The organism is Nonomuraea deserti, from assembly GCF_004348685.1.
Classification (GTDB): domain Bacteria; phylum Actinomycetota; class Actinomycetes; order Streptosporangiales; family Streptosporangiaceae; genus Nonomuraea; species Nonomuraea deserti.
The window spans coordinates 25,016-49,605 of the sequence record NZ_SMKO01000018.1; the positions used below are offsets into that span (position 1 = coordinate 25,016).

The 24,590-nt window shown below is 71.3% G+C and carries 27 protein-coding genes; 20 read left to right on the forward strand and 7 right to left on the reverse strand.

Translation table 11 applies throughout. From position 1 onward, the window contains the following. Window positions 1-32 precede the first annotated feature (32 nt). Window positions 33-749 (reverse strand): IclR family transcriptional regulator, encoded by a 717-nt coding sequence (locus E1292_RS10350; RefSeq protein WP_020543978.1) that lies wholly within the window; start codon window positions 747-749, stop codon window positions 33-35. Between the two features lie 180 nt (window positions 750-929). Between E1292_RS10350 and leuC the strand changes: the two genes are divergently transcribed. From leuC to E1292_RS10370, 4 genes are all read left to right on the forward strand, one after another. Continuing rightward, window positions 930-2,315: a 3-isopropylmalate dehydratase large subunit gene (gene leuC / locus E1292_RS10355; protein WP_132594449.1), complete on the forward strand. Its 1,386-nt coding sequence runs from the start codon at window positions 930-932 to the stop codon at window positions 2,313-2,315. A 183-nt stretch (window positions 2,316-2,498) separates the two neighbouring features. Continuing rightward, window positions 2,499-3,086: a 3-isopropylmalate dehydratase small subunit gene (gene leuD / locus E1292_RS10360; protein WP_132594451.1), complete on the forward strand. Its 588-nt coding sequence runs from the start codon at window positions 2,499-2,501 to the stop codon at window positions 3,084-3,086. Beyond that, window positions 3,065-3,304, forward strand: a complete 240-nt coding sequence (locus tag E1292_RS10365; RefSeq protein WP_132594453.1) for an SCO5555 family protein — start codon at window positions 3,065-3,067, stop codon at window positions 3,302-3,304. The genes leuD and E1292_RS10365 overlap by 22 nt, the downstream gene beginning before the upstream one ends. A gap of 99 nt (window positions 3,305-3,403) precedes the next feature. Then, window positions 3,404-3,703 (forward strand): HU family DNA-binding protein, encoded by a 300-nt coding sequence (locus E1292_RS10370; protein ID WP_132334500.1) that lies wholly within the window; start codon window positions 3,404-3,406, stop codon window positions 3,701-3,703. A 44-nt stretch (window positions 3,704-3,747) separates the two neighbouring features. On the opposite strand, the gene E1292_RS10375 is transcribed toward E1292_RS10370, so the two are convergent. Then, window positions 3,748-3,954 (reverse strand): hypothetical protein, encoded by a 207-nt coding sequence (locus E1292_RS10375; RefSeq protein WP_132594455.1) that lies wholly within the window; start codon window positions 3,952-3,954, stop codon window positions 3,748-3,750. 81 nt (window positions 3,955-4,035) lie between these two features. Here E1292_RS10375 and E1292_RS10380 point away from each other — a divergent pair, with 81 nt between their 5' ends. Continuing rightward, the gene (locus tag E1292_RS10380; protein WP_132594457.1) at window positions 4,036-5,241 is read left to right on the forward strand and encodes an MFS transporter; all 1,206 of its coding nucleotides are present in this window, start codon (window positions 4,036-4,038) and stop codon (window positions 5,239-5,241) included. A gap of 56 nt (window positions 5,242-5,297) precedes the next feature. Here E1292_RS10380 and cofC read toward each other — a convergent pair whose 3' ends face one another. Beyond that, window positions 5,298-5,933, reverse strand: a complete 636-nt coding sequence (cofC, locus tag E1292_RS10385) for a 2-phospho-L-lactate guanylyltransferase (protein ID WP_132594459.1) — start codon at window positions 5,931-5,933, stop codon at window positions 5,298-5,300. Between the two features lie 80 nt (window positions 5,934-6,013). Between cofC and E1292_RS10390 the strand changes: the two genes are divergently transcribed. The 3 genes from E1292_RS10390 to E1292_RS10400 all read left to right on the forward strand — a co-directional run bounded on the left by E1292_RS10390 (window position 6,014) and on the right by E1292_RS10400 (window position 8,899). After that, entirely contained in the window at window positions 6,014-6,724 is a 711-nt protein-coding gene (locus E1292_RS10390; RefSeq protein ID WP_132594461.1) for a lysophospholipid acyltransferase family protein, read from the forward strand. A 4-nt stretch (window positions 6,725-6,728) separates the two neighbouring features. Further along, window positions 6,729-7,739 (forward strand): NAD(P)H-dependent glycerol-3-phosphate dehydrogenase, encoded by a 1,011-nt coding sequence (locus E1292_RS10395; protein WP_132594463.1) that lies wholly within the window; start codon window positions 6,729-6,731, stop codon window positions 7,737-7,739. Window positions 7,740-7,804: 65 nt separating this feature from the next. After that, window positions 7,805-8,899: a D-alanine--D-alanine ligase family protein gene (locus E1292_RS10400; RefSeq protein WP_132594465.1), complete on the forward strand. Its 1,095-nt coding sequence runs from the start codon at window positions 7,805-7,807 to the stop codon at window positions 8,897-8,899. A gap of 12 nt (window positions 8,900-8,911) precedes the next feature. On the opposite strand, the gene E1292_RS10405 is transcribed toward E1292_RS10400, so the two are convergent. Both E1292_RS10405 and E1292_RS10410 read right to left on the reverse strand, forming a co-directional pair. Then, window positions 8,912-9,334: a DUF3515 family protein gene (locus E1292_RS10405; RefSeq protein ID WP_132594467.1), complete on the reverse strand. Its 423-nt coding sequence runs from the start codon at window positions 9,332-9,334 to the stop codon at window positions 8,912-8,914. 13 nt (window positions 9,335-9,347) lie between these two features. Then, the gene (locus E1292_RS10410; protein ID WP_132503568.1) at window positions 9,348-9,581 is read right to left on the reverse strand and encodes an Lrp/AsnC family transcriptional regulator; all 234 of its coding nucleotides are present in this window, start codon (window positions 9,579-9,581) and stop codon (window positions 9,348-9,350) included. A gap of 68 nt (window positions 9,582-9,649) precedes the next feature. Here E1292_RS10410 and E1292_RS10415 point away from each other — a divergent pair, with 68 nt between their 5' ends. The 3 genes from E1292_RS10415 to thiD all read left to right on the forward strand — a co-directional run bounded on the left by E1292_RS10415 (window position 9,650) and on the right by thiD (window position 13,355). Further along, window positions 9,650-10,597 (forward strand): thiamine-phosphate kinase, encoded by a 948-nt coding sequence (locus tag E1292_RS10415; protein ID WP_132594537.1) that lies wholly within the window; start codon window positions 9,650-9,652, stop codon window positions 10,595-10,597. Between the two features lie 272 nt (window positions 10,598-10,869). Then, window positions 10,870-12,510, forward strand: a complete 1,641-nt coding sequence (locus tag E1292_RS10420; RefSeq protein ID WP_132594469.1) for a hypothetical protein — start codon at window positions 10,870-10,872, stop codon at window positions 12,508-12,510. A gap of 17 nt (window positions 12,511-12,527) precedes the next feature. Then, entirely contained in the window at window positions 12,528-13,355 is an 828-nt protein-coding gene (gene thiD, locus E1292_RS10425) for a bifunctional hydroxymethylpyrimidine kinase/phosphomethylpyrimidine kinase (protein ID WP_132594471.1), read from the forward strand. Between the two features lie 453 nt (window positions 13,356-13,808). On the opposite strand, the gene rpmB is transcribed toward thiD, so the two are convergent. Then, window positions 13,809-13,994 (reverse strand): 50S ribosomal protein L28, encoded by a 186-nt coding sequence (gene rpmB / locus E1292_RS10430; protein ID WP_043618345.1) that lies wholly within the window; start codon window positions 13,992-13,994, stop codon window positions 13,809-13,811. A 198-nt stretch (window positions 13,995-14,192) separates the two neighbouring features. Between rpmB and E1292_RS10435 the strand changes: the two genes are divergently transcribed. The 8 genes from E1292_RS10435 to mutM all read left to right on the forward strand — a co-directional run bounded on the left by E1292_RS10435 (window position 14,193) and on the right by mutM (window position 22,270). Continuing rightward, window positions 14,193-15,740, forward strand: a complete 1,548-nt coding sequence (locus E1292_RS10435; RefSeq protein ID WP_132594473.1) for a DAK2 domain-containing protein — start codon at window positions 14,193-14,195, stop codon at window positions 15,738-15,740. 269 nt (window positions 15,741-16,009) lie between these two features. Then, window positions 16,010-18,184, forward strand: coding sequence for an ATP-dependent DNA helicase RecG (gene recG / locus E1292_RS10440; protein WP_132594475.1), 2,175 nt, complete (start codon window positions 16,010-16,012; stop codon window positions 18,182-18,184). Window positions 18,185-18,474: 290 nt separating this feature from the next. Beyond that, entirely contained in the window at window positions 18,475-19,041 is a 567-nt protein-coding gene (gene rsmD / locus E1292_RS10445; protein ID WP_132594478.1) for a 16S rRNA (guanine(966)-N(2))-methyltransferase RsmD, read from the forward strand. 26 nt (window positions 19,042-19,067) lie between these two features. Continuing rightward, the gene (gene coaD, locus E1292_RS10450; RefSeq protein WP_132503575.1) at window positions 19,068-19,544 is read left to right on the forward strand and encodes a pantetheine-phosphate adenylyltransferase; all 477 of its coding nucleotides are present in this window, start codon (window positions 19,068-19,070) and stop codon (window positions 19,542-19,544) included. 101 nt (window positions 19,545-19,645) lie between these two features. Beyond that, entirely contained in the window at window positions 19,646-20,215 is a 570-nt protein-coding gene (locus tag E1292_RS10455) for a YceD family protein (RefSeq protein WP_439331882.1), read from the forward strand. Window position 20,216: 1 nt separating this feature from the next. Then, window positions 20,217-20,396, forward strand: a complete 180-nt coding sequence (rpmF, locus tag E1292_RS10460; RefSeq protein WP_033409409.1) for a 50S ribosomal protein L32 — start codon at window positions 20,217-20,219, stop codon at window positions 20,394-20,396. Between the two features lie 204 nt (window positions 20,397-20,600). Then, entirely contained in the window at window positions 20,601-21,320 is a 720-nt protein-coding gene (rnc, locus tag E1292_RS10465) for a ribonuclease III (protein WP_132503635.1), read from the forward strand. Window positions 21,321-21,385: 65 nt separating this feature from the next. Then, window positions 21,386-22,270 (forward strand): bifunctional DNA-formamidopyrimidine glycosylase/DNA-(apurinic or apyrimidinic site) lyase, encoded by an 885-nt coding sequence (mutM, locus tag E1292_RS10470; protein WP_132594539.1) that lies wholly within the window; start codon window positions 21,386-21,388, stop codon window positions 22,268-22,270. Here the strand turns inward: mutM and E1292_RS10475 are convergent. Then, window positions 22,179-23,591, reverse strand: a complete 1,413-nt coding sequence (locus E1292_RS10475; RefSeq protein WP_246090038.1) for an MFS transporter — start codon at window positions 23,589-23,591, stop codon at window positions 22,179-22,181. The genes mutM and E1292_RS10475 overlap by 92 nt on opposite strands. A 90-nt stretch (window positions 23,592-23,681) precedes the next feature. Here E1292_RS10475 and E1292_RS10480 point away from each other — a divergent pair, with 90 nt between their 5' ends. Beyond that, window positions 23,682-24,584, forward strand: coding sequence for a LysR family transcriptional regulator (locus tag E1292_RS10480; protein WP_132594482.1), 903 nt, complete (start codon window positions 23,682-23,684; stop codon window positions 24,582-24,584). The last annotated feature ends 6 nt before the right edge of the window (window positions 24,585-24,590 follow it).

Below are 24,590 nucleotides of genomic sequence, written 5' to 3' on the forward strand. Positions count from 1 at the left end.
AAATACCTGGTTTCGCCGATCATGGCAGCCGATCATGACGTGCGGCGCATCGCCTCGGTGATGCGTTCGGCCGCCGCCATGACGGGTACGGCGTGCAACCGCCCGGGGGCTCGCGTGAGCCGTTCGATGGGCCCGGAGACCGACACGGCCGCGATCACCTTGCCTCCGCTGCCCCTTATGGGAGCGGACACGCTGGCCACCCCCTGCTCGCGCTCGCCGACGCTGTGGGCCCAGCCCCTGCGGCGTACGGAGGCGAGCGTGGCGGCGGTGAACTTGGCGCCGCGCAGCCCGCGGTGCAGCCGGTCGGGCTCCTCCCAGGCGAGCAGGATCTGCGCCGCCGAGCCCGCCGTCATGGGCAGCGCCGAGCCCACGGGAACCGTGTCGCGCAGGCCGCTGGCGCGCTCCGCCGCCGCGACGCAGACGCGTTCGTCGCCCTGGCGGCGATAGAGTTGCGCGCTCTCCCCGGTCAGGTCCCTGAGCTGCATCAGCACGGGGGAGGCCACCGCGAGCAGCCGGTCCTCGCCGGCCGCTGTGGACAACTCGGAGAGCCGCGGGCCCAGAACGAAACGGCCCTGCGTGTCGCGGCTCACGATGCGGTGGTGCTCAAGTGCGACGGCCAGCCGATGGGCTGTGGGACGGGCCAGACCGGTGGCCTGGACGAGCTGCGCCAGTGAAGCGGGTCCCGCTTCGAGGGCATTGAGTACAAGAACTGCCTTGTCGAGTACTCCGACTCCGCTAGAGTTGTCCATAGGACGATACTGCCGTCTCGACATATGAGAAGGCAAGTCACAAAGGTTCTCCCGCGAGGGAGCACCGGTCTCTGGACTGAGGAGCGCAGGGAACGGGGCGACCGCAGCGACGAGGGAAGAGACCGGATCCGAGCGACTGAGCCGCGATGCGTCGCATCGCTCTATGCAGGAGGAGATCACATGGGCCGCACACTGGCCGAGAAGGTCTGGGAGCAGCACGTCGTCAGGCGCGCCGACGGCGAGCCCGACCTGCTCTACATCGACCTGCACCTCATCCATGAGGTGACCAGCCCGCAGGCGTTCGACGGGCTCCGTCTCGCCGGCCGGAAGGTGCGGCGTCCCGATCTCACGATCGCCACCGAAGACCACAACGTGCCGACCGTGCTCGGCCCGATCGCCGACCCGGTGTCCAAGAAACAGGTCGAGACGCTGCGCAAGAACGCCGCCGAGTTCGGCATCAGACTCCACCCGATGGGCGACGCCGGGCAGGGCGTGGTGCACATCATCGGGCCGCAGTTCGGCCTGACGCAGCCAGGTATGACGATCGTCTGTGGCGACTCCCACACCTCGACCCACGGCGCGTTCGGCGGCATCGCGTTCGGCATCGGCACCTCCGAGGTCGAGCACGTGCTGGCCACCCAGACGCTGCCCGCCTACCGGCCGAAGACGATGGCCATCGAGGTCTCGGGCGAGCTGCCTCCCGGCGTCACGGCCAAGGACCTGATCCTGGCGATCATCGCCAAGATCGGCACCGGTGGGGGCCAGGGCTACATCGTCGAATACCGCGGCGAGGCGGTGCGCGAGCTCTCCATGGAGGGCCGCATGACGGTGTGCAACATGTCGATCGAGGCGGGCGCCCGCGCCGGCATGATCGCGCCGGACGAGACCACGTTCGCCTACCTCAAGGGGCGCCCGCACGCGCCGCAGGGCGAGGCGTGGGACCAGGCCGTCGAATACTGGAAGTCGCTGCGCACCGACGACGACGCCGTGTTCGACAAGGTCGTGGAGATCGACGCCTCGACGCTGACCCCCTACGTCACGTGGGGCACCAACCCGGGCCAGGGCCTGCCGCTCGCCGAGTCCGTGCCGAGCCCCGACTCCTTCGCCGACCCGGTCGCCCGCTCGGCGGCCGAACGGGCGCTCGACTACATGGGCCTCAACGCGGGCACGCCGCTGCGCGAGATCGAGGTCGACACGGTGTTCGTCGGCTCGTGCACCAACGGCCGCATCGAGGACCTGCGCTCGGCCGCCGAGATCCTGCGCGGCCGCCAGGTGCGGACCCGCACGCTGATCGTCCCCGGCTCGATGCAGGTCAAGCTGCAGGCCGAGGAGGAGGGCCTGCACGAGGTGTTCAAGGCCGCGGGCGCCGAGTGGCGCGAGGCCGGCTGCTCGATGTGCCTGGGCATGAACCCCGACACGCTCAAGCCGGGCGAGCGCAGCGCCTCGACCTCCAACCGCAACTTCGAGGGCCGCCAGGGCAAGGGTGGCCGCACTCACCTGGTGTCGCCGCAGGTCGCCGCCGCGACCGCGGTGACCGGCCGCCTCACCGCTCCCGCAGACCTCTGACGCGGTCACGGCGATGCGGCCAGGCCGCCTCACCGACGCACTTCCCGTGCAGACCTCTGACGCGGTCACGGCGATGCGGCCAGGCCGCCTCACCGACGCACTTCCCGTGCGGACCTCTGACGCGGTCACGCCGACGCACTTCCTGCGCAGACCTTCAGACCTGTAGACCCGTAAGGAAAATCGATGGAAGCCTTCATCACCCACACCGGTACGGCGGTGCCGCTGCGCCGCAGCAACGTCGACACCGACCAGATCATCCCGGCCGTCTGGCTCAAGCAGGTCAGCCGCACCGGCTTCGAGAACGGCCTGTTCGCGGCCTGGCGTGAGGACCCGGAGTTCGTCCTCAACGACGCCACCTACGAGGGCGCCTCGATCCTGGTCTCCGGCCCCGACTTCGGCACCGGCTCCTCGCGCGAACACGCTGTCTGGGCGCTCCAGCAGTACGGGTTCCGCGTCGTGATCGCCGCCAGGTTCGGCGACATCTTCCGCAACAACTCCACCAAGATGGGCCTGCTGCCGGTCGTCCTGCCCGGCGACAAGGCGGCGGACCTGCAGTCGGCCGTCGAGGCCAACCCGAAGCTCGAGATCACCGTCGACCTGCGGGAACGCCAGGTCCGCTGGGCGGACGAGGTCGTCGCTTTCGAGATCGACGACTACACCCGCTGGCGGCTCATGGAGGGCCTCGACGACATCGGACTGACCCTGCGTCACGCCGACGATGTGGCGGTATACGAGAATGGTCGGCAGCCATGGCTGCCGACGACCGTCTAGAAGACGACGAACTGGCGCGGCGGTTGCGCGAGGCGCACCGCCGCGTCCGCATGCTCCCCGCCGCCGACAAGGAACGGATAGCGCGCCGCTATCTGTCGATTTGTGACCTTGCGAAGCACGATCCGAAAAGGGCCGCGCTCCGCCTCGACGTGTTTCTGGCCGCCCTTGACGAGCCTCCCGACACGCCACGAAGTGCGGAAAACGCGCCCGGTGATTGAGTTCCCCTGCGATCCCGCCTACTTTCGAGCCCGTAAGGGGTTTCTCCGTCGAACACGTAAACTGGAGCCCCGAGCCGTAACTGGGGGAGCAGGACTTTCATGAACAAGCGTGAACTCGTCGAGGCCATCGCGGATCGGGTGGGCGACAGGAAGACGGCCACCGAGGCCGTGAACGCGGTCGTCGACGCCATCCAGAAGGCCGTGGCCAGCGGCGACAAGGTCTCGATCACGGGCTTCGGCGCGTTCGAGATGGTGAACAAGCCCGCCCGCACGGCGCGCAATCCGTCGACCGGCGCGGAAATCAACGTCGCGGAGAGCTGGGCACCGAAGTTCCGTCCAGGCTCCGATTTCAAAGAGCTGGTGAACGAGGGCGGCAAGAAAATCGGCAAGAAAAAGTAAACTGAGCGGACCACGCCCGGGCCGGCCGGCCCGGGCGTCCGCATTTAAGCGCCGGGCACCGGGAAAGTGGAGAGCGTGATGTAAGTGATCTCGCCGCCGGACGTCGCGAGATTGACCCGCTGCCCCGTGCGCAGCAGCCGCAGCGGCCCCGCGTCGAAGGCGGGCGCGCCGAACTCCAGCACGGTCCCGTCGTCGAGGAACACCGTGCCCGAGCGAGTGGCCTCGTCGAAACTACGCACCGTCGCCTGCACGAGGACCAGCGTAGGGCGGCCACGCCGGGCGGTCCAATAATCGTTTGTCACCGCCCGCCCAGGTCGCAAGGATCGCCCATCGTGGAACGCAGCAGCGACTTCGCGCTGTTCGCCTGGGCGAATGGCATCACCCAGATGGGCACCCAGATCAGCGTGGTGGCCCTGCCGCTGACCGCGCTGCTCACGCTCGACGCCGGCGCCTTCGATCTCGGCCTGCTGTCGGCCGCCCAGATGCTGGCGTTCCTCCTGATCGGGCTGCCCGCCGGCGTGTGGGTGGACCGGTCGCGACGCCGCCCGATCATCATCTGGGCCGACGTCGTACGCGGCGTGGCGCTCCTGTCGGTCCCCGTGGCCGCCTGGCTGGGCGTGCTCACGCTGCCCCAGCTCTACGCCGTCGCGCTGGTGGTCGGCGCCGGCACGGTGTTCTTCGACGTCGCTCACATGAGCCTGCTGCCCGCCATCGTGCCCAAGGAGCGGCTCGAACGCGGCAACGGCGTACTGGAGATCACCAAGAACGTCTCCCTGCTCGCCGGGCCCGGGGTCGGCGGCTGGGCGGTGGCGGCGCTCACCGCCCCGATCGCCCTGCTCGCGGACGCCGTGAGCTATCTCGTCTCCGCGCTCCTGCTGGCGGGCGTAAGGGCGAGGGAGACGGCGCGGCGCAGCGAACGGTCCCTGCGCCACGAGGTCGCGGAGGGCCTGAGATTCGTCGCGGTGGAGCCGGTGCTGCGCAGGATCGCGGTAGGCGGCGCGGTGGCCATGACCGCCAACTCTGTCTGCCTCGTCGGCCTGCCCCTCTACCTGGTCAAGGAGCTCGGCGTCGGCTCCGCGCAGTACGGCCTGCTGCTGTCGGCCGCCGCCGTGGGCTCGCTTGCGGGCGCCGCGCTGGTGGCCCGCGTCACGGCCCGCCTCGGCACGGGCCGCACCCTGTACGGCTCCGCGGCCCTGGCCACCGTGCTCTACCTGCCCGCGCTGGCGACCGGCCCCGGCTGGCGGCTGCTGGTCTTCCCCGTGGCCGCGTCGTTGTTCGGCGTGGCCAGCGCGATCTTCGGCATCGCCCAGCTCAGCTACCGCCAGCGCATCACTCCGGGACACCTGCTCGGCCGGGTCAACGCCAGCATGCGCTTCCTCATGTGGGGTGTCGTGCCGCTGGGCGGGCTGGCCGGCGGCGCGCTGGGGGAGTGGTTCGGCGGGTACGCGGTCTTCGCCGCCGGCATCGCCCTGCTGGGCCTGTCACACCTGGCGGTGGTCACCGCGCCCGCCATCATGAAGACGGCCGCCGCTTCCTGACCGCCGCCGGTACGGCCCTGACCCGCGCTCGGCCGCAACGCCTGACCGCGCCGGGGTCAGGCGTCCGGCCACAACTCCCTGACGACCGCCGCAGTGTGCCGGCCGAGCCCGAGGGCGACGGCCGCGCGCAGGTCGTCGGGTGTGTCGACGTCGCGGCGCACCGAGTCGATCCCCGGCACGGCCAGCTCTTTGGCCCCGGCGGCCAGGTGCCTGGCCCGCGACTCCCCGCCGAACCCAGGTGTGAACGGCGTTCCCGGAAGCACTCCGTAGAAGGTCGTCCCCACGTCGAGCGCGTCGGGCACGAACGCCTGGTCGAACTCGGCGGCCGCCTCCAGCGCCAGGCCGAGTTCGGCCGGCCGCAGGGCGGGCAGGTCGGCCTGGAGCGCGCCCACCGCGTCGCCGGGCGCGACGCGTACGGCATGGGCGGCTCCGGTGCGGAGCGCGGTGTTCAGCCCGCGATCGGGGTCGTGCACCACCTCGGCCCCGAGCCCGGCGAGGGGGCCCGCGGCGGCCGGGTCGGCGGTCACCACGATCACCCGCGCCACCCGCGGGCACGAAAGCGCCGCCGCCACGGTGTCGCAGGCGACGGCCACGGCCAGCCTGGTGCGGTGCGGCCCTGTCGCCGCGGCGAGCCGGGTCTTCGCCGCGACCAGCGTCTTCACCGGAATCACCAGTGACCACCGGATGCTCATACGCTTAAGCATCGCGCCTCGACATCCCGAGCGGCCAACCGGGAGACTTGGGGCGCATCCCGCAGGTGTTGGAGGAGACCATGAGCCGCCCCACGCGACCGTCGCGTTTCTGGGAGACCCTGGCAGTAGTCGTGGTGAAACCGCTCTCCCGGCTCCTGGTCAAAAAGGACTGGCGCGGCGGGGAGCGCATACCCCGCACCGGCGGCGTGATCATCGCGACCAACCATCTCTCCTGGGCCGACCCTGTTCTGCTGTCGCACTTCCTCTACGACAACGGGCGCTGGCCGGTAATCCTCGCCAAGTCCGCGCTCTTCAGGGTGCCGTTCCTGGGCCGGGCCGTGGCGGCGTTGCTGGCCATCCCGGTCGACCGCGGCAGCAACGAGGCGGCCAGGTCCCTGCAGATCTCGGCCGAGCGGCTCGCCGACGGGTGCGCGATCATGTTCTACCCGGAGGGCACCTGCACCCGCGACCCCGGCCTGTGGCCCATGGTGGGCAAGACGGGCGCGGCCCGGCTGGCGTTGCAGAGCGGCGCGCCGGTCATCCCGGTCGCCCATTGGGGCGCGCATGAGCTGCTCCCCTATGGGGAGAAGAAGCCCAGGTTGTTCCCGCGCAAGACGTTCCGCGTGAGCGTGGGGCCGCCGGTCGATCTGTCGAAATACGCGGGCCGGCCACCGCACGCGGCCGTGCTGCGCGAGGCGACGGCCGACATCATGGCGGCGATCACCGTGCAGCTGGCGGAGCTGCGCGGCGAGAAGGCGCCGGAAACCCCCTACGATCCCGCCGGACGGTGATGGCATGACGAAGGTGGCCGTTTTCGGCACGGGCTCGTGGGGCACGACGTTCGCCATGATCCTGGCGGAGGCCGGTAACAAGGTCACGCTGTGGGGGCGCAGGGAGGAGCTGGTCGAGGCGATCGACCGCGATCACGGCAACCCCGACTACCTGCCGGGCATCGAGTTGCCGGCCACGCTGCGCGCCACGACCGACGCCGCGCGGGCGCTCGACGGGGCCGACTTCGTGGTGCTGGCCGTGCCGTCGCAGCAGCTGCGGCCCAACTTGGCCCGGTGGCGCGAGCACCTCCCGCCCCGCGCGGTGCTGGTCAGCCTGATGAAGGGCATCGAGCTGGGCACCACCAAGCGGATGAGCGAGGTGATCCGCGAGGTCGCAGAGGTACCGGAAGAGCGCGTCGCGGTCGTCTCGGGGCCCAACCTGGCCAAGGAGATCGCCATGCGCCAGCCCGCCGCCACCGTCGTCGCCTGTGCCGACGAGTCCGTCGCCGCCCGTCTCCAGTCGGCCTGCCACCTGCCGCCGTGGTTCCGCCCGTACACCAATCCCGACGTCGTCGGCGTGGAGCTGGGCGGCGCGGTGAAGAACGTGATCGCGCTGGCCGTCGGCGTCTCGGCGGGCATGGGCATGGGCGACAACGTCAGCGCCATGCTCATCACCAGAGGGCTGGCCGAGATCTCCCGGCTGGGCGCGGCGCTCGGCGCCGACGCGCACACGTTCGCGGGGCTGGCCGGAATGGGCGATCTCGTGGCCACGTGCACGTCGCCGCTGTCGCGTAACCGCACGTTCGGCGAGAACCTCGGCAGGGGCATGACGCTCGACGAGGTCGTCGCCGCCACCAAGCAGACGGCGGAGGGCGTGAAGTCCTGCGAGTCCGTGCTGGAGCTGGCCAGGAAGCACGACGTGGAGATGCCGATCACCGAGGTCGTCGTCGGGGTGGTGCACGACGGCATGTCGCCGGCGGAGGCGGGCATGTTGCTGATGTCGCGCTCGCCCAAACCCGAGCGTTACGGCGTATAAGAGAAGGCCTGAATACGGCGTGCTCGGCTCGCTGTGACAGGGACACCCCGGTAGATTCGGACACCATGAGCAAGCCACGCGTCGCCGTCGTTTTCGGAGGTCGCAATTCTGAGCACGCCGTGTCCCTGATGGGCGCGGGCAGCGTTCTGGATGCGATCGACAGGAGCAGATACGAGGTGATCCCCATCGGGATCGCCCAGGACGGCAGGTGGGTGCTGGCGACGTCCGACCAGCGGTTCGCCATCGAGTCGGGCGAGCTGCCGGTCGTCGACGGCGCGGGCGCGGCGCTGGCGCTGCCGTCGGGCGGCAGTTCGCTGGTGGCGTACGACTCGGGCAGCATTCCCGTGGAGCTCGGCTCGGTCGACGTGGTGTTCCCGGTGATGCACGGGCCGTTCGCGGAGGACGGCACGATCCAGGGCCTGCTGGAGATGGCCGGCGTGCGTTACGTCGGCTCGGGTGTGCTGGCCAGCGCCGTCGGCATGGACAAGGCTCACATGAAGACCGTGATGGCCGCCGCGGGGCTGCCCATCGGCCGCTACGTCGTCGTCCGCGACCGCGACTGGCGGCTCGACCGGGAGCGCGTGGTCAAGGAGGCCGAGGAGCTCGGTTTCCCGGTGTTCGTCAAGCCCGCCAGGGCCGGTTCCTCGCAGGGCATCTCCAAGGCGTCCGACCGGTCCCAGCTGGAGGCGGCGGTGGAGGCCGCCAGGCAGCACGACCCGAAGGTGCTCATCGAGGCCGCCATCGCCGGCCGCGAGATCGAGTGCGCGGTGCTGGAGTCGCCCGGCGACGAGCCGGCCGCGGCGTCGATCCCGGGCGAGGTCAGGGTCGAGGGCGGGCAGGAGTTCTTCGACTTCGAGGCGAAGTACTACCCCGACCAGATGTCGCTCACCGTGCCCGCCGACATCCCGGCCGAGACGGTCGAGGAGCTTCGGGCGATGGCGGTGCGCGCGTTCGAGGCGCTCGACTGCGAGGGGCTCGCGCGGGTCGACTTCTTCTACACGCCCGACGGCGGGCTCGTCTTCAACGAGATCAACACCATGCCGGGGTTCACGTCGTTGTCGGTGGCGCCGCAGCTCTGGGCGGCCTCGGGCCTGCCCTATCCGGCGCTGGTCGACCGGCTCATCCAGCTCGCGCTGGCCCGGTCGGCGGGGCTCCGCTGAACGATCACCCGATCAGCGGGCCGACATCTGGGCGATCGGTTTCGACAGGTCCGCGAGCACCTCGGCGGCCACGTGCTCGCCTCCGACGGTGACCTCCACGTACGCGGTGCCGGTCACCGCGGTGAACAACGTGGGCCTTTCGGGATCGGCGAACCAGCCCACGCCGCCGATCTCCTGGAGCTGGTCGGTGGGCGCCATCCTGACCGGGCGGCCCACCCCGCAGCGCAGCGCGATGGCTCCTTCGCCCCAGACGCCGACGTATGGTGACTCCGGCGTGGACGTGCCGCGCGGGTCACCGTCGAGGGTCGCGGGCAGCAGCCCGGCCAGCTTGTCGCACGCGGCCACCGCTTCCCCCTGCGGGGTGGGCGGATCGACCCGCACCGTGCCGCACCCGGCGAGCGTCAGCAGAACGAGCAGGACGGCGGCGGCACGCATGCGACGACTACCCTCAGATGTGGACGATCGGACACGTCAGGGTACGCGTGATCCCCTCCACCGCCTGAATCTGCGCGACGACGAGCTTGCCCAGCTCGTCGACGTTGTTGGCCTCCGCGCGCACGATCACGTCGTACGGCCCTGTCACGTCTTCCGCCTGAGTGACCCCGGGAATGCCGGAAATCTCGTGGGCCACGGCAGCGGCCTTGCCTACCTCGGTCTGAATAAGGATGTAGGCCTGCACCATTACGTCCTCCTGGGCGATTGGATCACGCCGATGGGTAACCGTACCCTGTGTGCGTCAGGAGGTGCGTCATCACAGTCGGAGATCTCGGCGAATTCGGTGTGGTAAATCGTATTACCGGACGCCTTCCCCAGGGTGCGGCGGTGATACTCGGGCCGGGTGACGACGCCGCCGTGGTGGCCGCGCCCGACAGGCGTGTCGTGGTCTCGACCGACCTGCTGCTGGAGGGCCGGCACTTCCGCCGCGACTGGTCCGGCGGCTATGACGTGGGGCGCAAGGCCGCGGCCCAGAACCTCGCCGACGTGGCCGCCATGGGCGCTGTCCCCACCTCGATCGTGGTGGGGCTCGGCATCCCCGCCGACCTGCCCCTGACCTGGCTCGACGAGCTGACCGACGGGTTCCGCGACGAGTGTGCCGTGGTCGGCGCCAGTGTGGCCGGCGGCGACGTCACCCGGTGTGACCAGGTCGTCATCGGGGTGACCGCGCTGGGCGATCTGGAGGGGCGTGCTCCCGTGCTCCGCTCGGGAGCCCGGCCGGGGCACGTGGTGGCGGTGACGGGCCGGCTCGGGTACGCGGCCGCCGGATGGGCGCTGCTGGAGGAGGGCCTGCCGGCCGGCTCGTCGGCCCTGGAGGAGGTCGTGGCCGGGCATCGCAGGCCGTCCCCTCCGTACGCGATGGGGCCGCGGGCGGCCGAGCTGGGCGCCCGCGCGATGCTCGATGTCAGTGACGGGCTGCTGCAGGACCTCGGCCACGTCGCCGAGGCCAGCGGGGTGCGGATCGAGCTGGATCCCCAGTCGTTCGCCGTGGCGGAGCCGGTCGCGGTGGCGGCGAAGGAGGTGGGTGCCGATCCGCTGGAGTGGGTGCTCACGGGGGGTGAGGATCACGCGCTCGCGGCGGTTTTCCCTCCAGAGGTACGCCTGCCGGAATCGTGGCAGGTCGTGGGCCGCGTGGTCGAAGGTGCCGGCGTCGTGGTGTATGGCCGGGAGATCGGACGTCGCGGCTGGGATCACTTTGAGTGACTACTTGTCCCGATTTGCGTGAAAGTTTCCGGATTTGGGGCGTGACTAGCGGGATTGTTGTGACAGCGGCGTAGTGAAGGTGTTATGAAGATTGGCGGCCACTGTAACCGGGAGAAAGGGCAGCCATGGGCCGCCACGGCACAGGTGGATCCGAAGACGGGGACGAACGGGGGAACGGCAGCGCATTCTGGGGTCCTGACGAGGAGGTCGAGCAGCAGCCAGGCTGGCCTTCCCTGCCGGACCAGCCCGAGGTGACGGGCCAGTGGGCTCCCATGCCACGGCGTACGGACGCACCGCCGCCGCGCGCGCCGCAGTCCGAGCCGTTCGAGACCACCGGAGCCTTCGCGCTGCCCGCCGACGCCGCCAGCGGATTCCCACCGGCCAGCGACTCCAGGAGCCCGTTCCAGCCGCCTCAGAGGGGCGAGGAGGCCGGGCCGATGGAGACGACGGGCGCGTTCGCCCGCCCGCCCGAGTGGGGCCCGCCCGCCGACCGACCCTTCAACCGACCCGGCGCAGGCCCTACGGGTGATCCCGCCGACCAGACGGCTGTGTTCGGCGGACCCGCCGGCATGCCGGCTCCCGGGGCCCCGGGTTCGGGCCATGCGAGCGCCTTCAGCCGTCCCGCGGACGACGGGCAGTTCGGCGACCCGGCCCACCAGCCGTTCGGCGACCCCGCCCACCAGCCGTTCGGCGGCCCTGCGAACCAGCCTGGTCCGTTCGGCGCACCCGGAGAACGTTCTGATCCGTTCGCATCGGACGACAGGTCCGGGCCGTTCGGGGGGCCGGACGACCGGACCGCGTTCTTCGACGGTGCCGCGGATCGTTCCGGGTTCTTCGACGAGCCCGATGACCGTACCGCCAGATTCGACGTACCCCCGGGCCCTGTCCACAGCAGCGGCCCGCCCGAGCCCGGCGACGTCAAGGTGGCCGGAGCGCCGACCGCCGCGCACGCGCCGGCCTGGGCCAATACGGAGACCGGGTTCCTGGGCTCCGGCTGGTCGTCCGACTCCGGCCCCGGCGAGCCTGAGGAGCCCCGCGACCGTCGCGGCCGCCGCAAGGGCCGCCGTGACGACGAGCTGCTCCCCGGCGCCTCGCCGAGCGGCGGCAAGGGCCGGGTCGCGCTGCTGTCCGTCGCCGCCGTGGCCGTCGTGCTCGGCGGCACCGTGGCGGGCGTCAAGTTCATGAGCACCTCCGGCGGCACGGACAAGTGCGCCGGCACCACGTGCGCGGCCGTGCAGGGCGCCACCAACCGGCCGGGACCGGAGGTCTCCCAGCCTCCCGTGGAGGAGACCGAGCCGGAAGAGGAGCCCTCGGACGAGCCGGTGAAGGACACCGGACCGGCCGAGACCCCGACGCCCACCGTCACGTATAATCCGCGCCCGCGCCACACGGAGCAGGCCAGGCCGACGCCCACCAAGACCAGGGTGAAGAAGTCGAAGGAGCCGGCCAAGGAGCCCGCGCAGGAGCCGGCGCAGGAGCCGGACGAGGAGAGCGTGCCTCAGGACACGCCGATGGACCAGCCCTCCTCCGTGGACGCCGACATCGGCGCCGCCCCGACCACCACCAGCGTCCCTGAGCCCACGGACAGCGGATCCTTCGGGTCGCCGCCCGGCACCGGCTCGGTGAACGTCCAGCAGACCATCAGACAGCGGATGACCACGTACGCGGTCAACCTGCGCCTCTCCAACACCTCGACGGAGACGCTGCAGAACCCCACGGTCTCCGTCCCGGTCGAGGGCAGGGTCGTGGACGTACGGGGCGCCGACTGGACGCAGGACGGCGACCTGCTGATCCTCGACGTGTCGGCGCAGCTGGCCGCAGGGGCGACGGTCGAGGTGTCGTTCACCGCGACGGGCAGGGGAGCGCCGGCGGCCAACTGCGGGATGGTCACCGGGGAGTGCGTCGTCAGCTGAGTGGTTGGATAGGGGACATGACGGAGCGATCCCCGCAAAGCGCCCCTTCCACTGCGGTTCTCACCCCGCCACGCGTGCTGACCGTCGCCGGCTCCGACTCAGGGGGCGGCGCGGGCATCCAGGCCGACCTGAAGACCATGATGGCCATGGGCGTCCACGGCATGAGCGTCATCGCCGCCGTGACCGCCCAGAACTCGCTGGGCGTCCAGGGTTACTGGGAGCTGCCGCCCGAGGCCGTGCGCGCGCAGCTCGACTCGGTGCTCGGCGACATCGGCGCGCAGGCGGTGAAGACCGGCATGCTCGCCTCGCCGGTGCTGGTGGAGACGGTGGCCGACGCGCTCGGCCCATACGACGCGCCGCTGGTCGTGGACCCCGTCGGGGTGTCGAAGCACGGCAACTCGTTGCTCGCTCCCGAAGCCGTCGAGACGATGAGGACGCGCCTGCTGCCCGTGGCCACCGTGGTGACGCCGAACCTGTGGGAGGTGGAGCAGCTCACCTCGGTCAAGGTCGAGGACGAGGACGGCCTGCGCAGGGCCGCCGACGCCGTACTGGAGCTGGGGCCCGCCTGGGCGCTGATCAAGGGCGGCCACCTGCCCGGCGACCCGGTCGACCTGCTCACCGACGGCACAGAGGAGTTCCGCTTCGCCGCGGAACGCCTCGACAACCGCCACACCCACGGCACGGGCTGCACGCTCGCCTCGGCCATCGCCTCCCGCCTGGCGGTTGGCGACGACGTGCCGTCAGCGGTGGGCAAGGCAAAGGAGTACGTGACGGGAGCGATCGCCAGGGGTTTCCCCCTGGGCGGCGGCATCGGCCCCGTCGACCACGCCTGGCGCTGGCGCTGACCGTCTCGCCAGACCCTCAGCCACCCGTTCGAGCGAGGGAAGACCGCACGCCGCTCGCCGGGACGCTGAACCGCCCTCAGCTCGCCGGGCGCGCCAGGGGACCGAAGCGCCGCCCGCGCCCCGCACCGGCTCTCCTGAGGCGTGCATCGCGTCCCTCACGGGGCTTCCCTCGGGGCGTGCGTCGGGCTCTTCTCGGGCCGTGTCGCGTTCCGCGCCGGGCTCTCCTGACGCCGCACGTCACGCCCCCACCGGCTCCCAGAGGCGTGCGTCGCGTCCTGACCGGCCCTCAAGGGCTTCGCCGTGGCCCGCGCCTTACCGACCCGCCCAAGCGTTCCTCGGGCCCCGGTGAGGCGCTTCGGAGGTGAGGCGGCAGGCGACGAGCGTCACGAGGGCGGGGATGACGAAAGCCCGCCGGTTCCCTCGGGAACGGACGGGCTTCGTGAGACGTGCGGACTAGCGGGTGACCTTGCCCGCCTTGATGCACGAGGTGCACACGTTCAGCTTCTTCGGCGTGCCGCCGACGACCGCGCGGACCGTCTGGATGTTGGGGTTCCAACGACGGCGGGTGCGGCGGTGGGAGTGTGACACGTTGTTGCCGAACGTCGGCCCCTTGCGGCAGACATCGCAGACGGAAGCCACGGTATCGCTCCTTAAAACAGTCGATGTAGCCCTGTCCGCGGATGAATTCCGGGCGGAGGGCATGCCGGGACAACCGGCCAGCCAGACGAGAATATCCGATCCACCCCGATGGGCGCGAACCAGAGCACTGGACCGGGTCCGATGCGGCGATATTCTCCTCGCACAACCGTAGCGCATCGGGGAGGTCGGAGGGCCGGCATGAAGATCCTCGACCCGCCCGCCGTGCGCCGCTGGGCCCGCCTGGCAGCCGACGCGCTGGGCCAGGCCAGGACGGAGATCGACGCGCTCAACGTGTTCCCCGTCGCCGACGGCGACACCGGCACCAACCTGCACCTGACCATGCTGTCGGCGGCCGAGGCCGTCGAGTCGCTGCCCGACGACGTGGACGCGGCAGTGGTGTGGCAGACCCTCTCGTACGGCGCCCTCGTCGGGGCGCGCGGCAACTCCGGGGTGATCGTCAGCCAGGCGCTGCGCGGTCTCGCCGAGGTGCTGAAGGACGGTCCCGACCTGCGCGCCGGGCTGCTCAGGGCCGCCACGCTGGCCAGGGAGGCGGTGGCCAGGCCGGTCGAGGGCACGGTGCTGAGCGTGCTGGAGTCCGCCGCCAGAGCCGTCCAGGACACCGACGGCGGAGACCTGGAGGCGGTGGCGCGGCAGGCGGCGGAGGAGGCCAGGGTCGCGCTGCGCCGGACGACCGGCCAGCTCGATGTGCTGGCCCGCAGCGGCGTCGTGGACGCGGGCGGCGCCGGTGCGGCGATCGTGCTCGAGACGCTCGCCTCCGTGATCACCGGCTCGTCCGCCGGCCACTACGACGTTCCCGCGCCGACCGCGCGGGTGGCACCGATGGCGGAGGTGGGGGCGGGATACGAGGTGATGTACCTGCTGGACGCCGGTGACCGCGCGGTGCGCACGCTGCGCGAGGAGCTCGACGCCATGGGCGACTCGCTGGTCGTGGTCGGCGGCGAGGGACTGTGGAACGTGCACGTCCACGTGGCCGAGGCGGGCCCGGCGGTCGAGGCGGGGCTGCGGGCGGGCAGGCCGCACCGGATCCGGATCACGTACCTGGCCGAACGCACCCACCGCGGCGGCGCGGGCAGGGGCGTGGTGGCGGTGGCCGCGGGTGACGGGATCGCGGCGCTGTTCGAGGAGTGCGGCGCGGTCGTGGTGCGGCGCGCCCCCGGCGCCAGGCCCACGCTGCCCGCCATGCTGGCCGCGATCAGGCAGGCGGGCGGCGAGGTGGCCGTCCTGCCGAACGACGAGGGCGTCAGGGCGGTCGCCGCCGCGGCCGCGGAGATCGCCCGCGAGGACGGCGCCACGATCAGCGTGCTGCCCACGGAAGCCACCGTGCAGGGGCTGGCGGCGCTGGCCGTACACGATCCGCTGCGCCGTTTCGACGACGACGTGGTCGCGATGACGGACGCGGCGGGCCACACGCGGCGCGGTCACGTGACGGTGGCCGACAGGGAGGCGTTCACCAGCGCGGGGTTGTGCCGCCCCGGTGACGTGCTCGGCCTGATCGACGGGGACGTGGCCGTGATCGGCGACACGATCGACCACGTGGCCACCACGGTCGTGGACCGGATGGTGGCGGGCGGCGGCGAGCTGGTCACCCTGGTCACGGGCGCGCAGGCGCCCGCCGGCCTCGCCGGCCGCGTCGAGGACCATCTCAGGCGTACGCGCCCCGACGTCGACCTCGTCGTGTACGACGGCGAGCAGGGCGGCTACCCGCTCCTCATCGGGGTGGAGTGACGGCGAGCAGGGCATGGAATGACGGCGAGCACGGCGGTTGCCCGCTTCTCGTCGGGGTGGAATGACGGCGAGCGAGGCAGTTACCCGCTCCTGGTCGGCGTGGAATGACGGCGGGCGCCGTCCCGCGGGAGTGCTCGCCGGGTCGGAGGCCGGAGGACCCGGCGGGCGCGGTCCGTGTGGGCCCGGATTCCCGGTGAAGGCCGTCCGAGCGGCACGCGGGCGGCTCAGGAGGGGATTCCTGTCGGCCTCAGGCGGTAGAACTAAGTGCCGTGAGCCGTTTCGACGAGCCTCTGACGAAGGCCCTCGACCCGAAGACCGCCAAGCTGCTGCACAGCGTGCTCGGCCTGGAGACGGTCGGTGACCTGCTGCGCCACTATCCGCGCCGCTATGCCGAGCGCGGCGAGCTGACCTCGCTCGACGCGCTCGCGGTCGACGAGCACGTCACGGTGGTCGGCGAGGTGACCAGGCTGATGCGCAAGCCCATGCGCAACCGGGGCGGCACCTGGCTGGAGGTCGAGATCGTCGACGGCAACGGCAACCGGCTCTACCTGTCGTTCTTCGGCAAGGGCTCCCACGTGGCCGAGTCGCGGCTCAAGCCGGGGCGGCGCGGGATGTTCGCCGGCAAGGTGGGGTTGTTCGGCGCGCGGGCCAAGCCGCGCTGGCAGCTCGCTCACCCGGAGTTCGAGCTGTTCGAGGAGGGTGAGGCGAGCGCGGAGGAGTTCGCGGCAGCGCCGGTGCCGATCTACCCGGCGGGCAAGGACCTGACGCCGTGGGCGATCAGGCGCGCGGTGGGCGTCGTGCTCGACACGCTGGGCCCGCTCGAGGATCCGCTGCCCGCCGAGCTGCGGGCCCGCCACGGTCTGCAGGATCTGGGCGAGGCGCTCGTGGCCATCCACCGGCCGAGAGACTTCGCCGAGGTCGGCAGGGCCCGCAAGCGGCTCAAGTTCGACGAGGCGTTCGTGCTGCAGGCGGTGCTGCTCCAGAGGCGGCAGGCGGCCACCGCCTGGCCCGCCAGGTCCAGGCCCAGGCGGTCCGGCGGCATGCTCGACGACTTCGACGCGCGGCTGCCGTTCTCGCTGACGGAGGGGCAGGCGAAGGTCGGCGAGGAGATCGCCGCCGACCTCGCGCTGGAGCATCCGATGCACCGGCTCCTGCAGGGAGAGGTCGGCGCGGGCAAGACGGTGGTGGCGCTGCGCGCGATGCTCCAAGTGGTCGACGCGGGCGGCCAGGCGGCGCTGCTCGCGCCCACCGAGGTGCTCGCCCAGCAGCACCACCGCTCGATCACCACCATGCTGGGCGACCTGGCGCAGGGCGGCATGTTCGGGGGGACGGCCGTCACCCTGCTGACCGGCTCGATGGGCGCCGCGGCCCGCCGTTCCGCGCTGCTCGACGCCGCCTCCGGCACGGCGGGCATCGTGGTCGGCACGCACGCGCTGCTGCAGGAGCACGTCCAGTTCGCCGACCTCGGGCTGGTCGTGGTCGACGAGCAGCACCGGTTCGGGGTGGAGCAGCGCGACGCGCTGCGCGAGAAGGCGGGCGGGACGCGCCCGCACGTCCTGGTGATGACGGCCACGCCGATCCCGCGCACGGTCGCGATGACGGTCTTCGGCGACCTGGAGGTCTCGACGTTGTCCCAGCTCCCGTCGGGTCGTGCCCCCATCACCACCCACGTCGTTCCGGCCGCCGAGAAGCCCCACTACCTCGAACGCACCTGGGAGCGGGTCAGGGAGGAGGTGGCGCTGGGGCGGCAGGCCTACATCGTGTGCCCCCGCATCGGCGACCTGGAGGGCGACGAGGGCGATCTGGCGACCCCCGCCGACGAGGAGCGCCGCCCGCCGCTCGCGGTGCTCGACGTGGCCAAGCTCCTGTCCGAGGGACCCTTCCACGACCTGCGGGTCGGCACGCTGCACGGCAAGCTGCCCCCGGAGGAGAAGGACGCGCTCATGCGCGCCTTCACGCGGGGCGAGCTCGACGTCCTGGTGGCCACCACGGTCATCGAGGTCGGAGTCGATGTGCCCAACTCCTCCGTCATGATCATCATGGACGCCGACCGCTTCGGCGTCTCCCAGCTCCACCAGCTGCGCGGCCGCGTCGGCCGGGGCGGCCTGCCCGGCCTGTGCCTCCTGGTCTCCGACTTCTCCGAGGGCACGCCGGCCCGCGCCCGCCTCGACGCGGTGGCCGCGACGCTCGACGGGTTCGAGCTGTCACGGGTCGACCTGGAGCAGCGGCGGGAGGGCGACGTCCTGGGCGCGGCGCAGTCGGGCAAGCGCTCCTCGCTGAAACTGCTGCAACTGCTCCGCGACGAGGACGTCATCGCCACGGCCAGGGAGGAGGCCGGCGCGCTGCTGGCCCGCGACCCTGAGCTCGCGTCCCACGAGGGTTTGCGTGCGGAGATCGAACGGCTGCTGGCCGACGAGCGGGCGGAATACCTGGAGAAGACCTGACGCGCCGCCTCGGGCGGTCGCCGGTGCAGATGATCATGTAAAAGGCCCAGCCGCGGGGACGGCCTCCCCCCGAATGCCGTCCCCGGCTGGGCCCACCCTCGGGTCAGGTGCCGAGGGAACCGGCGTGCGGAAGGGCTCACGATCACGCCGGTCGGCCTTCATGTGGGTCACCTTGAAGGCCGCAGAACTCATCATGCGGGCCGATCCCCCCGATGTGAATCACCCTTGCGTACTTGAGGCAGACACTTGTGCATCCTTGACCTGCGCGAACATACGGAACAATGGGTCACATGACGCGGATCATCGCAGGCATCGCAGGTGGCAGGCGCCTGGCCGTGCCGCCGGGGCGCGGGACGAGACCGACCAGCGACAGGGCGCGAGAAGGGATCCTCTTGACGCTCGACTCCCTTCACGGGATCCGCGACGCCCGGGTGATCGACCTGTACGCCGGTTCGGGCGCGGTCGGGTTGGAGGCGTTGTCCAGGGGCGCGGCCGTGGCCCTGCTCGTCGAGTCCGATGCCAGGGCTGTCAGGACGATCAGGGCCAACGTCGAGTCGCTCGGCCTCGACGGCGCCCACGTGGTGGCCGACAAGGTGACGCGGGTGCTCGGGAAAGCGCCGGATGAGCCGTATGACATCGTGTTCGCCGACCCGCCCTACGCCACGTCCGACGGCGAGGTGGAGCGGGTTCTGGAGTCGCTGCGCGACAACGGCTGGCTGGCAGATGAGGCGTTGGTGGCGTTCGAGCGGGAAAGCAGGGGAAAGGCCCTTATGTGGCCGGAAGGCTACGTTGAGGAGAGGGTCCGTCGATATGGTGAAGCGTCCGTTTGGTACGGTCGCGCCGCCGGGAACCCGTAGACCTGCCCGTAGACCTGGGAGGCGTCTTGCGCCGCGTAGTCTGCCCGGGGTCGTTCGACCCCATCACCAATGGCCACCTCGACATCATCGGCCGGTCCGCGCGGCTGTACGACGAGGTGACCGTGGCCGTTCTCATCAACGTCGAGAAGAGCAGCCTGTTCACGGTTGACGAACGGATCGACATCCTGCAGACCGTGACCAAGGACTATCCGAACGTCAAAGTCGAGAAGTTCCATGGCCTGCTGGTCGACTTCTGCAGGCAGCACGACATCCCCGCCATCGTCAAGGGCATCAGGGTGGTCAGCGACTTCGACTACGAGCTGCAGATGGCGCAGCTCAACTACCGCCTGTCGGGGGTCGAGACGCTGTTCATGCCGACCAACCCCGAATACTCGTTCCTCTCCTCCAGCAGGGTGAAGGAGATCGCCCGATACGGTGGAGACGTGTCGGGCCTCGTGCCGGATCTGGTGCACAAGCTGCTCATCGAGCGTCTCAGGGGCTGAGCGCCGCAGCGAGGTGCCTCTGGGAGGGTCTGCGGGCGGCGTGCCCCCGCAGGCCTGCTATTCTTTCTATTCGGCCTTGTACGACGGCGACGGTTTTCGCCATGCCTAGCGAGAGCAGGATGACTCAGCACCTCGACCCCCGCTCCCCATGGGTGATCTCCACTCACGACCTGGGAAAGCGGCCGGGCACGATGAGGCAGATGACCCTGTCACTCCCGGCACCGGCAGATCTCGGCGTCGACATGATCGGTGTCCCCAAAGACGCCGAAGTCGAGCTGGATCTCCGGCTCGAAGCAGTGATGGAAGGCGTGCTCGTCTCAGGCACGGCGCAGGCCCCGCTCGCCGGGGAGTGCGCGCGGTGCCTCGACCCTGTCACCTCGGATGTCGAGGTCAACTTGCAGGAGCTGTTCTTCTACTCCGACGAGGACGCCTCGGAGGAGGATTCACTGCTCGACGGGGAGCTGCTCGACCTCGAGCCGACCTTCCGCGACGCGGTGGTGCTCGCACTGCCGTTGAGCCCGGTGTGCGGTGATGACTGCGAAGGGCTCTGCGCGGAGTGCGGGATCAAGCTGGCCGAGGCCGGCGCGGATCACCGGCACGAGAAGATCGACGCCCGCTGGGCGTCGTTGCAAGGTCTGATTTCCGAGAACGATAACGATCAGGAGAAGTGACGTGGCCGTCCCGAAGCGAAAGATGTCGCGGAGCAACACCCGCGCCCGTCGCTCCCAGTGGAAGACGACTGCTGTCGCCCTGGTGAGCTGCCCGCAGTGCCGTTCGCCGAAGCAGCCGCACATCGCGTGCCCCACCTGCGGCACCTACAACCGTCGTCAGGTCATCGAGCCGTCCGCCTGATTGACGTGATGCCGACCGGGTGCCATTGTGCCTCGGTCGGCGTTACCGTCTCAGATGCGTGCGGCGGCGGTTCGCCCGCGGCCGTGGTGGACGCCGGGGCTACGCGTTACCCCGACGCCCACCACGTTTTCGGGCATCTTCCGCAGTCGGCGCGCCATGTGAAGATGTCCGAGGAGGAAGCACGTGGGCGCAGGTCCTAAGCCGGTGGCCGTGGAGGTCGCCAGAGACGAGCTGGAGCGGGTCCTGGCGGTCGCCCTCGACCCCGGAATTCTCGAGCGGGCGCTGACGCACCGCTCCTACGCGTACGAGAACGGCGGCCTGCCCACCAACGAGCGCCTGGAGTTCCTGGGCGACTCGGTGCTGGGCCTGGTGGTCACCGACACCCTCTACCGCAACCATCCTGACCTGCCCGAGGGCCAGCTGGCGAAGCTGCGCGCCGCGGTGGTCAACATGCGGGCGCTGGCCGACGTGGCCCGCGGGCTCGGGCTGGGCCGCTTCCTGCGGCTCGGCAGGGGCGAGGAGGGCACGGGCGGGCGCGACAAGTCGTCCATCCTGGCCGACACCCTCGAGGCGCTGATCGGCGCCGTCTATGTCGACAAGGGCCTCGACGAGGCGTTCCGGGTGGTGCACCTGCTGTTCGACCCGCTGATCGTGCGTTCGGCGTCGCTGGGCGCGGGGCTCGACTGGAAGACGTCCTTGCAGGAGCTGACCGCCTCCGAGGCGCTCGGCGTGCCCGAATACCATGTCGAGGAGAGCGGCCCCGACCACGCCAAGTCGTTCACGGCGATGGTGCGGGTCGGCGGGGAGTCCTACGGCTCGGGCACCGGGCGCAGCAAGAAGGAGGCCGAGCAGCAGGCGGCCGAGGCGGCGTGGACGCGCATCAGGGCCCGCAGGGAGCAGCGGGAGAGCCAGCCCGCGAGCTGACCTCCGTGTCCGCGCCCGGGGTTTCCACAAGGTGACAGTCCAGCGTCCAGAGGGCGAGGTACATGATGCCCGAGCTGCCCGAGGTCGAGGTCGTCAGGCGCGGTCTCGCACAATGGGTCATCGGCCGTGAGATCGCCTCGGCGGAGGTGCTGCACCCCCGCGCGATCAGGCGTCACATGCCCGGCCCTGACGAGTTCACCGCGCGGCTGAAGGGCCGCAGGCTGCTGTCGGCCGAGCGCCGCGGCAAATATCTGTGGTTGCCGCTGTCGGGCGCCGAAGAGGCGCTCATGGCCCACCTGGGGATGAGCGGCCAGCTGCTGGTGGTCGACGGTGACGCGCCGCCGGAGAAACACCTCAGAGTACGCCTCCGCTTCGAGGACGGCGGCCCCGACCTGCGCTTCGTCGACCAGCGTACGTTCGGCCACGTCATGCTCACCGCCCTGGCCGGCGGCGTGCCCGAGCCGATCGCCCACATCGCGCCCGACCCGTTCGAGGCGGCGTTCGACGAGGAGGAGTTCACCCGCAGGCTCAGGGCCAGGCGCACCGAGATCAAGCGGGCCCTGCTCGACCAGTCGCTGGTCAGCGGCGTCGGCAACATCTACGCCGACGAGGCCCTGTGGATCGCCCGGCTCCACTGGGCCCGCCCCACGGAGACGCTCACCAGGCCCAAGATCGCCGAACTGCTCGCCGCCGTCCGCACGGTGATGGCCGCCGCCCTCCAGCAGGGCGGCACGTCGTTCGACAGCCTCTACGTCGACGTCAACGGCGACAGCGGCTACTTCGAGCGTTCCCTGGAGGCCTACGGCCGGCGCGATCTGCCGTGCTCGCGCTGCGGCACCCCGATCCGGCGTGAGGCGTTCATGAACCGGTCGTCCTACTCCTGCCCCAGATGCCAGCGACGACCGCGCCCAGTGCGGCCAGGCCTGCCGCCAGCCACATCACCGCGGTGATCGAGACGCCGTCGACCACCCGGCCGCCGGCGAACGCGCCGATCGCGATGGAGACGTTGAAGGCGCTGACGAACAGCGCCGTGCCGAGCTCGCCGCCGCCCTCCCGCATGATCCACAGCTGGAGGGCGACGCCCACGCCGCCGTAGCCCAGGCCCCACACCACGAGCACGGCCAGGGGCAGCCCGATCACCGGCAGCGCCGCCGTGGCCAGGGCCATGAGCGCGGCCAGCGCGATCAGCACCGGCCTGGGGCTCCTGGCGGCCAGCGCGCCCGAGGCGAAGTTGCCCGCCACGCCGGCGGCGCCGTACACGAGGAGCGCGGTGCTGATGAGGGCCGGACCGGCGTGCGAGATCTGCTCCATGAACGGCCGGACGTAGGTGTAGGCCGCGAAGTGGCCGGACACGAGGAGGACGGTCAGCACGAGCACGAGCTTGAGCGGCCGTGAGAGCCACGCCGGCCGCGCGTCCGGCCGGCGGGCGCCCGCGGCGTCCCTCGCCGGTGCGGGGGTGTCCTGGCCGCCGGGAAGGCTCTGTGCGGCCGTGCGGGTGTCCTGGCCGCCGGGAAGGCTCTGTGCGGCCGTGCGGACGTCCTGGCCGGCGAGAGGGCTCTGCGTGTCCTGGAGGGCGTTCCGGTCGGCAGGGTGGCTCTGAGCGGTCGTGAGGGCGTCCTGGGCGGGCGCGCGGTCGTTCCGCGGCCGGACAGGGGCGGCGGGGCCGTCCTCGGACGGCGGCGGGTCGCCGGGCAGCGGCGGCAGGGTGGCGGCCAGTACGGCGAGCAGGACCAGCGCCACCGCGCCCATGGCGATGAACGCGCTGCGCCACCCCGCGAACGACGACACGAACGTGGCCGCCGGCACCCCCAGCACCGCCGCCACCGACACCCCGGACAAGATGATCGACGTGGCCCGTCCGACCGACCGGCCGGGCACCAGCCGGGGTGCCAGGCCGGCCGCGAACGCCCAGAAGCCGCCGATGCTCACCCCGGTGAGCACCCGGGCGGCCATCATGACGACATGGCTCTGGGCGAAGGCGCCCGCCAGGTTGGCCACCGCCAGCAACGCCATCAGCCCCAGCAGCGTGACCCGCCGGTCGACCCGCCGGGTGGTCACCGCCAGCAGGGGTGCGGCGACCGCCGCGACCAGCCCTGGGGCCGTCATCATCAGCCCGGCCGTGCCGTCGGAGACGCGGAGGTCGGAGGCGATCGAGGTCAGCAGCCCGACGGGCAGCATCTCGCTGGTCACGATGGTGAAGGTGCCGACCGCGACCGAGGTCACGGCCAGCCATCGCGCCTGGGTGGAGGCGCGTACATCGGTCATTGTCATGCCGCTCAGCCTCCTGGCGCCCGCGGGCGGGAACAATGACGAAGGCCGAAAGCTTGGTTTAGGCAGGCTAAGTAATCGGTGGAGGTGGAGATGGAGTTCAGGGAGCTGGAGTGCTTCGTCGTGCTCAGCGAGGAGCTGCACTTCGCGCGTACGGCCGAGCGCCTCTACCTGTCGCCGGGCCGGGTGAGCCAGCTCATGCGCTCGCTGGAGACCAGGATCGGCGGCCGGCTCTTCCAGCGGACCAGCAGGCGGGTGCGCCTGACGCCGCTCGGCGAACGTTTCCTGGCCGACCTGACTCCCGCGTACGCAGGGCTGGCCACGGCCGTGAGCCGGGCGAAGGCGGCCGCCCGCGAGGTGACGGGTGTGCTCAGGGTGGGGTTCCTGGCCACGCCCACGGATGTGGTCACGGGCAGCGTACGCGCCTTCGAGAGCCGCCACCCCGGGTGCGAGGTGGAGCTGGTGGAGATCCCGCTGTCCGACCCGTTCGGCAGGCTGCGGGCCGGACAGGTGGACATCGCGTTCACGCTGCTGCCGGTGGACGAGCCCGACCTGGCGGTGAGCGGGGGCCTGAACAGGGTGTCGTACGAGCTGGGCGTCTCCGCCCGCCACCCCCTGGCCGGCCGGGCGAGCATCGGCGTGGAGGAACTGGCGGGCCTGCCGCTGATCGGCCTGGACGGTCCCGCACCGCGTGCCTGGCGGGAACGCGTGGCACCGTCCGTGACCCCTTCCGGACGTCCGATTCCCCTGGCGGGTACGGTGACCACGAGCCAGGAGGGCCTGACCCAGGTGGCGCTCGGCCGGGGCGGCATGCTGTTCTGCGCCCCCACGGCCGCCCACCACAGGCGCCCCGACGTGAGCTTCGTCCCCGTCGCCGGCCTGCCGCCGTCGATCCTGGGTCTGGCCTGGGCGCGGGCGGCCGAGACGGCGGCGATCCGGGCGTTCCGCGACGCGGCGGCCCGGCACGCGCTCGGGTCGGAGGCCCTGGTGGCGTGAGACCAC